13 protein-coding genes and 1 pseudogene are annotated in these 13,596 nt (G+C 67.3%); 10 read left to right on the top strand and 4 right to left on the bottom strand.

Annotation, left to right across the window (positions count from 1 at the left end; translation table 11 throughout):
* Window positions 1-522 precede the first annotated feature (522 nt).
* Window positions 523-882 (top strand): arsenate reductase (glutaredoxin), encoded by a 360-nt coding sequence (gene arsC, locus G3N61_RS34425; protein ID WP_205824583.1) that lies wholly within the window; start codon window positions 523-525, stop codon window positions 880-882.
* Window positions 883-1,017: 135 nt separating this feature from the next.
* Here the strand turns inward: arsC and G3N61_RS34420 are convergent, their stop codons facing one another.
* On the bottom strand, window positions 1,018-1,239 hold the full coding sequence (locus G3N61_RS34420; protein WP_043186259.1) for a zf-HC2 domain-containing protein: 222 nt from the start codon (window positions 1,237-1,239) through the stop codon (window positions 1,018-1,020).
* On the bottom strand, window positions 1,217-1,816 hold the full coding sequence (locus G3N61_RS34415) for an RNA polymerase factor sigma-70 (RefSeq protein WP_205824582.1): 600 nt from the start codon (window positions 1,814-1,816) through the stop codon (window positions 1,217-1,219). Before G3N61_RS34415 ends, G3N61_RS34420 begins: the two co-directional genes overlap by 23 nt.
* A gap of 365 nt (window positions 1,817-2,181) precedes the next feature.
* On the opposite strand from G3N61_RS34415, the gene G3N61_RS34410 reads away from it, so the two are divergent.
* The gene (locus G3N61_RS34410; protein ID WP_043186265.1) at window positions 2,182-2,736 is read left to right on the top strand and encodes an NAD(P)H-dependent oxidoreductase; all 555 of its coding nucleotides are present in this window, start codon (window positions 2,182-2,184) and stop codon (window positions 2,734-2,736) included.
* 46 nt (window positions 2,737-2,782) lie between these two features.
* Here G3N61_RS34410 and G3N61_RS34405 read toward each other — a convergent pair whose 3' ends face one another.
* Entirely contained in the window at window positions 2,783-5,032 is a 2,250-nt protein-coding gene (locus tag G3N61_RS34405) for a hybrid sensor histidine kinase/response regulator (RefSeq protein ID WP_043186267.1), read from the bottom strand.
* Between the two features lie 421 nt (window positions 5,033-5,453).
* On the opposite strand from G3N61_RS34405, the gene G3N61_RS34400 reads away from it, so the two are divergent.
* From G3N61_RS34400 to G3N61_RS34390, 3 genes are read left to right on the top strand one after another with little or no spacing between them, the layout of a single operon-like run.
* Entirely contained in the window at window positions 5,454-5,822 is a 369-nt protein-coding gene (locus tag G3N61_RS34400) for a response regulator (protein WP_043186270.1), read from the top strand.
* Window positions 5,815-6,441: a chemotaxis protein CheC gene (locus tag G3N61_RS34395; protein ID WP_043186272.1), complete on the top strand. Its 627-nt coding sequence runs from the start codon at window positions 5,815-5,817 to the stop codon at window positions 6,439-6,441. Before G3N61_RS34400 ends, G3N61_RS34395 begins: the two co-directional genes overlap by 8 nt.
* Window positions 6,438-7,376: a diguanylate cyclase gene (locus tag G3N61_RS34390; protein ID WP_043186275.1), complete on the top strand. Its 939-nt coding sequence runs from the start codon at window positions 6,438-6,440 to the stop codon at window positions 7,374-7,376. The genes G3N61_RS34395 and G3N61_RS34390 overlap by 4 nt, the downstream gene beginning before the upstream one ends.
* Before the next feature lie 68 nt (window positions 7,377-7,444).
* Here G3N61_RS34390 and G3N61_RS34385 read toward each other — a convergent pair whose 3' ends face one another.
* Entirely contained in the window at window positions 7,445-8,329 is an 885-nt protein-coding gene (locus tag G3N61_RS34385) for an alpha/beta fold hydrolase (protein ID WP_205824581.1), read from the bottom strand.
* Between the two features lie 175 nt (window positions 8,330-8,504).
* Between G3N61_RS34385 and G3N61_RS34380 the strand changes: the two genes are divergently transcribed.
* The 5 genes and pseudogenes from G3N61_RS34380 to G3N61_RS34360 form a co-directional block, all read left to right on the top strand.
* Window positions 8,505-8,837 (top strand): hypothetical protein, encoded by a 333-nt coding sequence (locus G3N61_RS34380; RefSeq protein ID WP_043186280.1) that lies wholly within the window; start codon window positions 8,505-8,507, stop codon window positions 8,835-8,837.
* A gap of 259 nt (window positions 8,838-9,096) precedes the next feature.
* Window positions 9,097-9,945: a presqualene diphosphate synthase HpnD gene (hpnD, locus tag G3N61_RS34375; protein ID WP_205824580.1), complete on the top strand. Its 849-nt coding sequence runs from the start codon at window positions 9,097-9,099 to the stop codon at window positions 9,943-9,945.
* Between the two features lie 13 nt (window positions 9,946-9,958).
* Window positions 9,959-11,212, top strand: a complete 1,254-nt coding sequence (gene hpnE, locus G3N61_RS34370; protein ID WP_205824579.1) for a hydroxysqualene dehydroxylase HpnE — start codon at window positions 9,959-9,961, stop codon at window positions 11,210-11,212.
* Window positions 11,213-11,227: 15 nt separating this feature from the next.
* The gene (gene shc / locus G3N61_RS34365) at window positions 11,228-13,201 is read left to right on the top strand and encodes a squalene--hopene cyclase (RefSeq protein ID WP_205824578.1); all 1,974 of its coding nucleotides are present in this window, start codon (window positions 11,228-11,230) and stop codon (window positions 13,199-13,201) included.
* Between the two features lie 3 nt (window positions 13,202-13,204).
* Window positions 13,205-13,596 (top strand): annotated as a pseudogene (locus G3N61_RS34360) (hypothetical protein); the annotation flags it as partial.

The raw sequence follows: 13,596 nt of genomic DNA, 5'->3' as shown, positions 1-13,596 counted from the left end.
ACACCGACACAGGCAGCACACCGACACAGGCAGCACACCGACACAGGCAGCACACCGACACAGGCAGCACACCGACACAGGCAGCACACCGACACAGGCAGCACACCGACACAGGCAGCACACCGACACAGGCAGCACACCGACCCGCCGAAATGTCCGCACGCACCGCACCGTGAATAGCGAGCTACCTCACCCTGCAATCGCACGCTTTATGCGCATAAACCAACCGACCTACGACACCCCCGCCAGCATCCTTTACGGTCCGAAACACCCATCGTATTGATCTGGCGTGCAGGCATTTATTCACCGCCTCGCGATAGTGTCCCACCCACCTTTATGCGCATAAACCCATTGATTCATTGACGCGCATACCGAACAGCACTCCCCTCTCACGGTTCATCGCTCCGTTTTATCCGCCTGCCTTTACGAAGCAGTGAGTCCAGGCCTGATCCCGCGCCGACTGCCCCACCAGGCCCCCGATGCAGACTGGCTACAATACAGGGCTCTCCCCTCCTGGCCTGAATGATGATCACGATCTACCACAACCCCCGATGCTCGAAGTCGCGCGAGACGCTTGCGTTGGTCGAGTCGCTGAATACCACCGGTGCACCGTTGAATGTCGTCGAGTACCTGAAGGCACCGCCGACGGTCGAGGAACTGGAAGCGCTGCATCGGCAGCTTGGTCGCCCGGTTCGCGACATGCTGCGCGACGGTGAGGCGCCGTACAAGGAGCTGAATCTCGCCCGCGCCGATCTGACCGATGTGGAAGCCTATGCGGCGATTGCCGCTCATCCGATTCTGCTGCAGCGTCCCATCGTCGTTTATCGCGGCAAGGCAGCCATCGGCCGGCCGCCCGAATCCGTGCAGGCGCTGTTCGAATAATTCTTGCCCGCCGTATTTTTCTGATTGCGTCAGCCCGGCGCAAGTGTTCGCACAAGCATCGGCAATCGAAGCCAGCCCGATCGCCGGGCAGCACGCCACCACCGCCCTGACGATCGGCAGTCACGCGATCCAGGCTTAGCTTTCCCCGGACGACGCACCGTCATCATCCGGGGAAGGCCCCCGCCCCGCCGCTGCTTTCGCGGCTGTCCGCAATAGCGCGATCTGCCCGCGATAGGCCCTGCAGCCGCTGCAGGTCGGCAGGTGTACGCGCACCTGCAGCCGCTCATGCAGGGTCAGATGCCGGTCGAGCGCATCCGACAGCAGTCGCGTCACGTCAGTACATTTCCCCGGCAGCATCTTCGGTCGTCAGTCCTTGTTCGCTCAGGCAGGTTCGCAGGCGCGTGCGCGCCCGATACAGCAGCACGCTGCAATGATTCGTCGTCAGCGTCAATTCGCTGCAGATGTCCATAATCTCGACGTCGAGGAATTCGCGCATCATGAATACGCGCCCGATCTGCTCCGGCAGGTGATCGAGGCACGCCTCGAACAGCGCCCAGAACTGCTGCTGCTGCAACAGCGTTTCGGGGCGAGGCCACGGCCGCGGCTTCGCATGCGCGGCCCAGTGCCCGTTTTCCTTGAACAGCTCGCGATCGAGCACGGATTCGCCGTCGAGCTCGGCATCGAGCGCGGACAGGCTCACCGTTCGCTGCCGCGCGCGCAGCACGTCGATCAGCTTGTTGCGCAGGATGCCGAACACCCAGGTCTTGTGAGCCGACAGCCCCACGAAATCGCCCGCATGCGACCACGCGGCGGCGAGCGCTTCCTGCACGGCATCTTCGGCCGCGTCGGCATCGCGGAGCTGGAGTCGCGCGAAGCGCAGCAGGTCGCGCCGCAGCTGCGCGAGATAGGCGGGGTCGTCGTAGGCGGACGGCATGTCTGGTTGCGTGTCTCGAGGCAAGGGCACTTGCGCCGCCCGGCAGGCGCGTCGCGGTGCGAGCAGCTTACTGGGCGTCGTGCCGGGCTGCAACGCATGTTCCGTCGCGAATTCACGAAATCGGCCGGCGCGCTGCGCTATGCTTGCCGAACCCTGTGTCGCGTGTCGGCGGCGACCCGCGGCGGGCAATCTGTAACGTCAGAACATAACGGCCAAGTTATCCACAATTTCTGTGGAAAACCTTGTGGAAAGTCGGCCGGACGGCCCCGTGGGACGGTTCGCGGGCTGGCTTGCCTATAAACAGACCTTTGTCGCTCGTTCGGAAGCAATCGATCCGATTCCTCACTCACCGGAAGGAGAATGCCATGTCCTATCGCATTGCTGTGGTTGTCGGCAGCCTGCGTCGCGCTTCGTGGAACCGCGCGCTCGCGCACGCCGTGATCTCGCTCGCCCCCGCCGATTTTTCGTTCGAGTTCGTCGAGATCGGCGAGCTGCCGCTGTACAGCCAGGACTATGACTCGGATTTCCCGGAAGTCGCGAAGCGCTTCAAGCAGTCGATCGAAGCCGCCGACGCGCTGCTGTTCTTCACGCCCGAGTACAACCGGTCGATTCCGGGCGTGCTGAAGAATGCAATCGACTGGGGTTCGCGCCCGTGGGGTTCCAACTCGTGGTCGGGCAAGCCGGGTGCAGTGCTCGGCACGTCGCCGGGCGCGACGGGCACCGCCCTCGCGCAGCAGCACCTGCGCAATGTGCTCGCGTACCTCGATGTGAAGACGCTCGGTCAGCCCGAGATGTTCATCAAGCACGACCCGGCGCGCATCGACGATCAGGGCCAGATTCTCAGCGAAGACACCCGCAAGTTCCTGCAGGGCTTCGTCGATCGCTACACGGGCTGGGTGCGCCTGCTGAAGTCGGCCTGAGCGTCGCACCTGTTCATGCCGCCGGCGCCGGCCCGCACGCAGCGGGTCACGTGCCGGCGTGCCGCGCGTCGCGCGCTTCGCGGATGCCCAGCAGGATCTCGTCGAGCAGCGCGATGTCGAACGGCTTCGACAGCACGCGGACGTTGACGGTGCGCGTGCGGTCGAGCTCCTCCGCGTAACCCGTGACCAGAATCACGGGCAGTTTCTCCGGCCGCTTGTCGACTGCTTCGGCGAGGTCGATGCCGTTCAGGCTGCCCGGCATGTGGATATCCGAAATCACGAGATCGAACGCATCGTTCGCGGCTGCGCCCTCGATCAGGCGCAATGCGTCGTCGGCGGTGGGCGCGTAGGTCACGCGGTGCCCGAGCAGCGACAGCAGCGCTTCGGTGCCGGCCGCGACTTCGCTGTTGTCCTCGACGAGCAGCACGTGCAGGCCGGCAAGCGCGCCTGCCCCCGCGTCGTGCGCGATCGCCGGCGGACGCGCGACGACATCCTCGGCGCGTGCGCGCGGCAGGTAGAGGCGCACCGAGGTGCCGGCGCCGACCGCGCTGTCGATCGTCGCGAGGCCGCCCGAGCGTTCGCAGAACGCGAACACCTGCGGCAGGCCGAGCCCCGTCCCCATCCCCTGCGCCTTCGTCGTGAACAGCGGTTCGAACGCGCGCGCGAGCACGTCGGGCGCCATGCCCGACCCCGTATCGTCGAGCGCGATCTGCACGAAATCGCCGGTCAGCGGAAAGCCGTCTTCGCGACGCAGCGTCACGTTGCGCGCGCCGACCGTGAAGCGGCCGCCGGCCGCCATCGCGTCGCGGGCGTTGACCGCGAGGTTGATCACCGCGAGTTCGAGCTCCGCGACGTCGACGCGAATCGGCCAGACGCCGGGCTCGATCGCAACGACCAGCGACGATTTCGAACCGAGCGACGTCTTCAGCAGTTCGCGGCACGTGCCGACCCATTGCCCGACGTCGATCGTCTCGTTGTGCAGCGGCTGCTTGCGCGCGACGCCGAGGAGCTGGCGCGTGAGCGACTGCCCGTTCTTCAGCGCGCGTTCGATCGCGCCGAGTTCCTTGTCGAGATGCTGGACGCCGCGCCGCCGCACGATCTGCACGTTGCTCGAAATGATCATCAGCAGGTTGTTGAAGTCGTGCGCGACACTGCCGACGAGGTTGCCGAGCGCCTGCATCTTGCGCGACTGCCGGTACGCCGATTCGATCGAGCGCCGCATCGACGCTTCGGCCTGCCAGCGGTCCCACGCCTCCTCTTCCGCCTTCAGCCGCTTGAGCGACAGCCAGATCACGGACCACAGCGCGATCGACGGCGCGAACATCGAGATGAACAGCACGCTCAGGTGTTCGTACCATTCACGCCAGATCGCCGACGTGCGGTACGCGCACGTCACGTAGACGGGATAGCTGCCGACCTGGCGATACGCGACGATCTCGCTGCTCGCGCCGTCGTGGCGCACGCGCACGACGCCGGCGCGCGGATCGTTGCGCGCGTCGCCGAACGTGACCGCGCGATCGGTGTGCGCGAGTGCGGGCGGCGGCGGATACGACGCGATCACCGCGCCGTCCGAGCGTGCGAGCGCCATCGTCATCGGCGTGCTGGCGCCGCCGAGCAGGTCGCGGTAGAACGCGTTGAAATACGACGACTTCAGCGCGATCGACACCATCCCGGCGAACGAGCCGTCGCTGTGGCGTCGTGCGACGCCCGTGTTGAACACGGGAATGTTCTCGAGCTTGAGCGGCCCCATCATCAGCCGCGAGATGTGTTCGATCACCTTGCCGTCGCGGATGCCGGCGAAGTCGTCGCGGTTCGCGATCGACGCATAGGGCGCCGGATAGTACAGGCTGTTCGCGAGCAGCATCCCGCTCGCGCCGAAGATCGATACGGCGGCCACCTGCGGATAGCCGCCGCCGATCGTGTTCAGCGCTTCGTGGATGTCGGACTCCCGGTTGCGCACGGTCGCGTCGTCCATGTCCTGCACGAGATCGACGATGCGCGCATCGAGCGTTTCGCTCAGGTCGAACACCTTGAGCGCGTGCTCCTCGGCCACGCGCACGGTGCGCATCGTCACGTCGCTCGCGGCGGCCTCGCGCGTCTTCAGGTCGCTGTACGCCATCACCACGACGTAGATGCAGGGCAGCACGATCGCCGCGACGAGCAGCACGATCAGCGTCACACGGCGCACCGCGAAATCGTGCTCGGGCGCACCGGCCGCATAGTTGCCGTCGTCCTGCCAGTCGTCGGCGGGTGGGGAGGCGGGAGCGTGGGAGTCGGCGGGCCGGTCGGACGTCATCGAAGAAGCGGGTGAGGCGGAGGTGCCTGCCATCATAAACGAGTTGCGATGGCCCGCTGCACGGCCCCGGACGCCAGTAACCCTGTCGATTCCGACAGGGGGAAATTGTCAGATTGAAAACGCGACGAATCCGGCAGCGCAAACGTACACAAGGAAAAATTTTGCGTGCTTATCTCGAAAATGGTCGCGGCTGTTTTCGGAATGGCGTGCGTTTGGATCGATTCTGTTCGAAATGGTGAATATGGCGAGTTGCATCGCCTCCGGTTTACTCAGAGAATCGCGCCTTGCTTTCCCTATGACAGATATATGCGCCCGCGCGCGGCCGCCAGGCGGTTGCCCGTGCCCGAACGCATGGCGCCTCAAGAAATGCGCCGCGCGGTCGTTAACGCGAGAGAGACCACTCCGTATACCGCATCGCCCCATGTCTTTGCCGATTGTAATTGCCGACGATTCGCTGCTCGCTCGCAAACTTCTGACAAAGGCGCTGCCGGGAGGCTGGGACGTCGATGTCGCGTATGCCGCGAATGGTCGAGAGGCCCTGGCGCTCTATCGTGACGGCAAAGCTTCCGTAATGTTTCTGGACCTGACGATGCCCGACATGAGCGGCTATCAGGTCCTGGAGACACTGCGCCACGAAGATCTGAACACGTTCGTGATCGTGGTATCCGCCGATATCCAGCCGCAGGCGCAAGCACGCGTGCGCGAATTGGGCGCGATCGCATTCGTTGCCAAGCCCGTGACGTCGGAGGCGTTGCTGCCCATTCTCAAGGAGTATGGGTTGTATGCCTGACTCGGTGTTCACGGCGGAGCAACGCGACGCGTTGCAGGAGATCGCCAATCTTGCAATGGGCCGCGCCGCCGCGCGGCTCGCGTTGCTGCTCGGGCACTTCATCGAGCTGTCGGTGCCGCGCGTGCGGGTCGTGAAAGCGGCCGACGCGGGCGATGCGCTGCGCGAGATGACGGGCATCCACGACAACGTGACCGCCGTGCGCCAGGGCTTCCGTTCCGACATCAAGGGCGAGGCGATCGTGCTGTGCCGCACCGCGGGCATCGCGCGGCTGATGTCGGTCGTCGACCGCACGTTCGGTGACGGCGTGTACGGCGGGATGGCGACGCCCGACGAAGTCGTGTTCGACGTCGCGAACGTGCTGATGGGCGCGTGCGTCGCGTCGATCCTCGACGAGCTCGGCCGCAAGCCCGTGTTCTTTCCGCCGGGGCTGCTCGGCGCGAACGTGTCGTTCGACGACGTATTTCAGCCGACCGAACTGGCCTGGAGTGTCGCATTGCTGCTCGAGGTGAACTTCGGGCTCGAGGACCACGCGTTCCGGGCCCACTTCGTGATGCTGATGGCCGAGGATTCGATCCGGCTGATGGGCGACGCGCTCGACGCGTTGCTGTCCGCGCTATGACGGCCGCCACCCCGTCGCTGAGCGACCTCGTGATCGAGCGGGTCGGCTTCGGCCTGTTCGTGCTCGACCGCGCGATGACCGTCCTGATGTGGAATCGCTTCATGCAGGACCACAGCGGCATCCCGGCCGCCGACGTGATCGGCCGCAACCTGTTCGACTGCTTTCCCGACCTGCCGCGCGCATGGCTGTCACGCAAGCTCGAGAGCGTGTTCCAGCTCGGCAGCTTCGCGTTCAGCTCGTGGGAGCAGCGGCCCTACCTGTTCCGCTTCGAGCACGACCGGCCGATCACGGGCGGCGTCGACTACATGCAGCAGGACTGCACGTTCATGCCGCTCACGCGCGGCCGCGACGTCGAAGCCGTGTGCGTGACGATCTCGGACGTCACGCATGTGAGCGTGATGCAGCGCGAGCGCGAGGAAGCGGTCGCGAAGCTGCGCGAACACGCGAATCGCGACGGCCTGACCGGTATCGCGAACCGGCGCTTCTTCGAGGCGCGGCTCGGCGACGAATTCGCGCGCTGGCAGCGCTACGGCGGCGACATGTCGGTGCTGCTGTTCGACCTCGACCACTTCAAGACGATCAACGACCGGTTCGGGCATGCGGCCGGCGACGCCGTGCTGCGCGAGACGGCGCGGCGCGTCGCGTCGATCGTGCGGTCGCAGGATACGTTCGGCCGCTTCGGCGGCGAGGAATTTGCGCTGCTGCTGCCGTGCACGAATCTCGACGAGGCGATGCTCGTCGCCGACAAGGTGCGCGATGCGATCGGCAGCATGCCGGTCGATGCCGAGGGCGTCAGCGTGCCGGTGACGGCGAGCGTCGGCGGCGCGTGTGCGAAGACCGGCGCGCCGACCAGTGACGTGCTCGTCAACGAGGCCGACGCCGCGCTCTATCGCGCGAAGCGGCTCGGGCGCGACCGTTCGGTCGCCTACGCATAGACGCACCCGGGATCGCGCCCGCCCCGCCCCGCTGCGCGCGGAGCGGATGCGCGCAGCGCGTACCGCGCTCAGCTCTTCGCGATATCGGCCAGTACGCCGGCCAGCACGGCCGGCTGCGACATGAACGGCGAATGGCTGCTGTCGAGCTGGTGCACGTGGGTCGGGTTGCCGGGCGTGAACGCGTCGGCTTCGTCGATGAAGCGCTGCTGCAGCGCGGGCAGGATCACGCGATCCTGCAGGCACTTGATGTAGTGGCGGTCGATCGCGCCCCAGCGCGCGGCGGTCGTCGGGATCGAGGTCGCGAACGGCGCGGCCGGCACGTCGCAGGTCATCAGGTTCGCGACGGCTTCGAAGTCGGCCTGCGGCACGTCGTCGTACAGCGCCCGCTTCGCGGTCTCGCGATACGCAGCGTCGCCGCTGCGCGGATCGATGCGCAGCGCACCGGCGACGCGCGGGCTCGCGAGCATCAGCGGGCCGAGCATTTCACCCTTGTTCTCGGGCGCGCGCACGTAGTCGAGGCCCGGCACGCCTGACGCGGGCATGAAGGCCGCGAGATAGACGATCTTCGCGATCTTGTCCGGCGCGCGTTCGGCGGCCGCCGTGATCGCAAGGCCGCCCATGCTGTGCCCGACGAGCACGACCTTGCCGTGGCCGAGCGCGTAGGCGTCGTCGACCGCCTGCATCACCTGCGTGGCGTAATCGTCGAGCGTCGTGTTCGCGACCGGCGACGGCTCGGCGCCGAACGCATCCGGGTCGAGCGGGCGTGCGAGGTAGGAAGCGGGAAAGCGGGCATTGATGCCGTGCGCGGGCAGGTCGCGCGCGATCGACAGGTGGCCGCGCGCGGCCAGCGCGGCCGCGACGTGCGCGTAGCACCACGCGCCGTGCCAGGCGCCGTGCACGAGCACGAAAACGGGATGATCGGACTGCGGGGTGGCGCTTGCGTTCGTCTCCATGGTGTCCGGGTATCGATATTTTGAGAAAGGTGTCATCTTAGACGAACCCGCGTGCGCCCAGACGAGCCGGCTTGGATCTGTCCCTCTTGTCTCGTACAGGCCACATTTCGTCCATATCTGATTTGAATTTATCGCGAAGCACGCTAATTTGTTGCTTTGCCAGCGATTGCGCCCCATGAACGTCGACTATCTCTTCTACCGGAGGCCGGACAAACCCGGCCCCTATTCGCTCGACGACCTCGGCGACATCGCGCCGCCGATCGGCCCGGGCGACCTGGTGCGCGCGGGCATCGCGCGCGTGTTCGCGCAGATCGACTGGCAGGAATCGCCCGATGTGCCGGGCGCGTGGTTCGGCACCGGAGGCGCGACATTCCAGTACACCGCGGAGCCCGACGGCCGTGTGACGAGTTTCATGGGCTCGCGCCTCGAACGCCGCTCGATGCTGCAGCTCACCCGCGAAATGGGGCTCATTGCGCTCGACCTGCAGCGCGACATCGTTTACGGCTGACGCGCCGCCGGCGCCTGTACCCGCCCAGGCCGGACGCGCTTGCCTGTCAACGGCTTCCGGCACGCCGTCGCACGCGGCGCGTGTCCGCCATCGAACTTCAAAGATTGCTATACTTTCGCCCAATTCCGGCTTCCGGCCGGTAATTTGTGCCTGTCTGCGTCGATCGTTCGCATATCTCGCACGCATTTGACACCCTGACCATCCCAGCCGGGCATGGCTTCTTCAATCGCCCCGCGTGGGTGTCTCCGTGGAGCTCGTCTTGGCCGTTTCCAATTCCGTCGTGGACGAACAAGAAACCGACGCCGCTGCCGTCACATCGAGCAGTTCTTTCTATCTTGCGATGCGCATCCTGCCGGCCGTGCAGCGCGACGCGATGTTCCAGGTCTACGCGTTTTGCCGCGCGGTCGACGACATCGCCGACAGCGACCTGCCGCGCGCCGAGCGCAACGCGGGCCTCGATCGCTGGCGCGCGGACATCGACGCGTGCTTCGCCGGCCGCCCGCCGCGCCACCTGGCCGCGCTCGACCGCGAGATCCGCGCATTCAACCTGCAGCGCGACGATTTCCACGCGATGATCGACGGGATGGCGATGGATGCGGCTGAAGACATCTGCGCGCCCGACGAACCGACGCTCGACCTCTTCTGCGATCGCGTGGCGAGCGCGGCGGGCCGGCTGTCGGTGAGGATTTTCGGGATGCCGGAAGCCGAAGGGATCACGCTGTCGCATCACCTCGGCCGCGCGCTGCAGCTGACCAACATCCTGCGCGACATCGACGACGATGCGGCGATCAACCGTTGCTACCTGCCGCGCGAGCTGCTCGCGCGCGAAGGCATCGCGATCACCGATCCGGCGACGATCGTGCGCAATCCGGGGCTGCCGCGCGTGTGCGCGACGCTGGTCGAGCACGCACTCGAGCATTTCCGCCAGGCCGACGCGGTGATGGATACCTGCCCGCGTGCGCAGGTGAAGGCGCCGCGCATCATGTCGGGTGCGTATCGCTGCATTCTCGAAGCCGCGATCGCACGCGGCTTTGCCTTCCCGCGCGCACCGCTGCGCAAGCCGAAGGCGCGCATGCTGATGATCGCCGCGCGCTACGCGCTGTTCTGAGCCGACCGAGTCGATGCCCAGGACCGTCCACGTGATCGGCGCCGGCCTTGCCGGCTTGTCGGCCGCGGTCGAACTGCAACGCCGCGGGCGACGCATCGTGCTGCACGACGCGCACGCGCAGGCGGGCGGACGCTGCCGCTCATGGTTCGACGGGACGCTGAACACGACGCTCGACAGCGGGCTGCACACGGTGTTCGCGGGACAGCCCGCGACGCAGCGCTACCTGCGCGCGATCGGCGCGGCCGACCAACTGGCAGGGCCCGCGCTGCCTGAATTCCCGGTCGTCGACGTCGCGTCGCAGCAGCGCTGGACGCTGCGCTTCGGCAACGGGCGCTGGCCGTCGTGGCTGTTCGATGCCGCGTCGCGCGCGCCGGACACGACGCCGCTCGACTATCTCGCGCTTGCCCCGCTCGCGTTCGCGCGCATGGGCCGCTCACTCGCACAGACGATGCGATGCGACGGCATGCTGTGGGAACGTTGGCTGCGGCCGTATTTCCTCGGTGTGCTGAACGTCGAGCCGCGCCATGCGAGTGCCGAACTCGCGCGTGCGGCGCTGTACGGCACGTTTGCCGCGGGCGGCCCCGGCTGCCGTCCGCTCGTCGCGCGCCACGGTCTCGGCAGCGCCTTCGTCGAACCGGCGCTGCGGATGCTGCAGCACGGCGGCGCGCAGATCCGGCTGAACTCGCGGCTCGACGCGTTCGAATTCGGCGCGCACGGCAATGCGGTCGACGCGGTCTCGGTCGGCGGCGAGCGCGTCGATCTCGCGCCCGGCGACGCCGTCGTGCTGGCCGTGCCGCCCGAGGTCGCGCAGCCGCTCGTGCCCGAACTCACCGCGCCCGATACGTTCAGCGCGGTCGTGACCGCGTATTTCGCGGTCGAAGCGCCGGCCGGCAATGCGCTGCAGACGGCCGTCGTGAACGGCGTCGTCGATGCGGTGCGCACCGGCGGCGGCCAGCTCGCGGCGACGATCCGCGACGCGGGCCGCTGGCTCGACACGCCGCGCGACACGCTCGCGCGGCGCATCTGGGAAGACATCGCGCGCGTGACCGGCGCGAACCCGGAAACCATCCCCGCGTGGCAGCTCGTCGTCGAGCCGCGCGCGGGCTTTGCGGCGGTGCCGTCGCAGGAAATGAAGCGTCCGGCCGTGCGTACGCGCTGGACCAATCTCGTGCTGGCAGGCGACTGGATTGCCACCGGCTTGCCCGCCACGATCGAGGGCGCGATCCGTTCCGGCCAGCTGGCCGCGGACGTGCTCCAGACACAGTAAGTAAAAGAGGGACCGATGAACGATCTCACCGAAATGGCTACCCTGTCCGCCGGCACCGTGCCGGCCGGCGTCGATACGGCCGTCGCGCGTGCGACCGACGCGCTGCTGGCCGCGCAGAACGCGGACGGACACTGGGTCTACGAACTCGAAGCCGACTCGACGATTCCCGCCGAATACGTGCTGCTCGTCCACTATCTGGGCGAGACGCCGAATCTCGAGCTCGAGCAGAAGATCGGCAAGTATCTGCGCCGCATCCAGCAGGCCGACGGCGGCTGGCCGCTGTTCACCGACGGCGCGCCGAACATCAGCGCGAGCGTGAAGGCGTATTTCGCGCTGAAGGTGATCGGCGACGACGAGAATGCCGAGCACATGCAGCGCGCGCGCCGGGCCATCCACGCGATGGGCGGCGCCGAGATGTCGAACGTGTTCACGCGTATCCAGCTCGCGCTGTACGGTGCGATTCCGTGGCGCGCGGTGCCGATGATGCCGGTCGAGATCATGCTGCTGCCGCAGTGGTTCCCGTTCCACCTGTCGAAGGTGTCGTACTGGGCGCGCACCGTGATCGTGCCGCTGCTCGTGCTGAACGCGAAGCGCCCGATCGCGAAGAACCCGCGCGGCGTGCGCATCGACGAACTGTTCATCGACCCGCCCGTCAACGCCGGGCTGCTGCCGCGCCAGGGCCACCAGAGCGCCGGCTGGTTCGCGTTCTTCCGCGTGGTCGACCGTGCGCTGCGCGCGGTCGACGGCCTGTTCCCGAACTACACGCGCGAACGCGCGATCCGCCAGGCCGTGTCGTTCGTCGACGAGCGCCTGAACGGCGAGGATGGCCTCGGCGCGATCTATCCGGCGATGGCCAACTCGGTGATGATGTACGACGCGCTCGGCTACGCGGAAGATCACCCGAACCGCGCGATCGCGCGCAAGTCGATCGAGAAGCTGCTCGTCGTGCAGGACGACGAAGCATATTGCCAGCCGTGCCTGTCGCCGGTGTGGGACACGTCGCTCGCCGCGCATGCGCTGCTCGAAACGCGCGACGCGCGGGCCGAGGACGCCGCGATCCGTGGCCTCGAATGGCTGCGCCCGCTGCAGATCCTCGACGTGCGCGGCGACTGGATCTCGCGCCGCCCGCACGTGCGGCCCGGCGGCTGGGCGTTCCAGTACGCGAACGCGCACTACCCGGACGTCGACGATACGGCGGTGGTCGCGGTGGCGATGGAGCGCGCACAGCAACTCAAGCAGAACGATGCGTATCGCGAGTCGATCGCGCGGGCGCGCGAGTGGGTCGTCGGGATGCAGAGCAGCGACGGCGGCTGGGGCGCGTTCGAACCGGAAAACACGCAGTACTACCTGAACAACATCCCGTTCTCGGATCACGGCGCGCTGCTCGATCCGCCGACCGCCGACGTGTCGGGCCGCTGCCTGTCGATGCTGTCGCAGCTCGGCGAGACGCCGCTGAACAGCGAGCCGGCCCGTCGCGCACTCGACTACATGCTCAAGGAGCAGGAACCGGACGGCAGCTGGTATGGCCGCTGGGGGATGAACTACGTGTACGGCACGTGGACGGCACTGAGCTCGCTGAACGCGGCCGGCCTGACGGCGGACGATCCGCGCATGAAGCGCGGCGCGCAGTGGCTGCTGTCGATCCAGAACAAGGACGGCGGCTGGGGCGAGGACGGCGACAGCTACAAGCTGAACTATCGCGGCTTCGAGCAGGCGCCGAGCACCGCGTCGCAAACCGCATGGGCACTCCTCGGCCTGATGGCGGCCGGCGAGGTGAACAACCCGGCGGTGGAGCGTGGCATCGACTACCTGATCGCCGAGCAGAACGAAGAGGGCCTGTGGGACGAGGTGCGCTTCACGGCGACGGGCTTCCCGCGCGTGTTCTACCTGCGCTACCACGGCTATCGCAAGTTCTTCCCGCTGTGGGCGCTCGCCCGCTATCGCAACCTGAAGCGCGACAACACGACGCGCGTGACGGTCGGGCTGTAACGCGTGGCGCCGCAACCCACCGGCACGTTGCCCGTCATCGCCGTGACGGGGATGGCGTTCGAGGCGCGCATCGCGCGCGGCGACGGTGTCGAAGCCGTCTTTGCCGCACGGGCCGACCGGCTCGAACGCGCGCTGACCGAGGCGACCGCGCGCGGCTGCGCGGGCATCGTGAGCTTCGGCACGGCGGGCGGGCTCGCGCCCGACCTGGCGCCCGGCGCACTCGTGATCGCGAGCGCGATCGACGGGCCGTTCGGACGCGTCGAGACCGATACGGGCTGGAGCGCACGGCTCGTCGCCGCGCTGCAGGACACGCCGGTCTGGGCGCGCGTCACGCGCGGCACGATTGCGGCCGTCGGCGCGCCGGTCGTCAGCGAACAGGACAAGACGTCGCTGCA

It is taken from the genome of Burkholderia sp. Ac-20349 (genome assembly GCF_017104865.1).
In the GTDB taxonomy this organism is placed as follows: Bacteria; Pseudomonadota; Gammaproteobacteria; order Burkholderiales; family Burkholderiaceae; genus Burkholderia; species Burkholderia aenigmatica.
This window is presented reverse-complemented; position numbering and strand designations above follow the sequence as displayed.

Coding starts and splice junctions, on each gene's coding strand:
- arsC (WP_205824583.1), top strand. CDS start 523: ATGATGATCACGATCTACCACAACCCCCGATGCTCGAAGTCGCGCGAG.
- G3N61_RS34420 (WP_043186259.1), bottom strand. CDS start 1,239: ATGCTGCCGGGGAAATGTACTGACGTGACGCGACTGCTGTCGGATGCG.
- G3N61_RS34415 (WP_205824582.1), bottom strand. CDS start 1,816: ATGCCGTCCGCCTACGACGACCCCGCCTATCTCGCGCAGCTGCGGCGC.
- G3N61_RS34410 (WP_043186265.1), top strand. CDS start 2,182: ATGTCCTATCGCATTGCTGTGGTTGTCGGCAGCCTGCGTCGCGCTTCG.
- G3N61_RS34405 (WP_043186267.1), bottom strand. CDS start 5,032: ATGACGTCCGACCGGCCCGCCGACTCCCACGCTCCCGCCTCCCCACCC.
- G3N61_RS34400 (WP_043186270.1), top strand. CDS start 5,454: ATGTCTTTGCCGATTGTAATTGCCGACGATTCGCTGCTCGCTCGCAAA.
- G3N61_RS34395 (WP_043186272.1), top strand. CDS start 5,815: ATGCCTGACTCGGTGTTCACGGCGGAGCAACGCGACGCGTTGCAGGAG.
- G3N61_RS34390 (WP_043186275.1), top strand. CDS start 6,438: ATGACGGCCGCCACCCCGTCGCTGAGCGACCTCGTGATCGAGCGGGTC.
- G3N61_RS34385 (WP_205824581.1), bottom strand. CDS start 8,329: ATGGAGACGAACGCAAGCGCCACCCCGCAGTCCGATCATCCCGTTTTC.
- G3N61_RS34380 (WP_043186280.1), top strand. CDS start 8,505: ATGAACGTCGACTATCTCTTCTACCGGAGGCCGGACAAACCCGGCCCC.
- hpnE (WP_205824579.1), top strand. CDS start 9,959: ATGCCCAGGACCGTCCACGTGATCGGCGCCGGCCTTGCCGGCTTGTCG.
- shc (WP_205824578.1), top strand. CDS start 11,228: ATGAACGATCTCACCGAAATGGCTACCCTGTCCGCCGGCACCGTGCCG.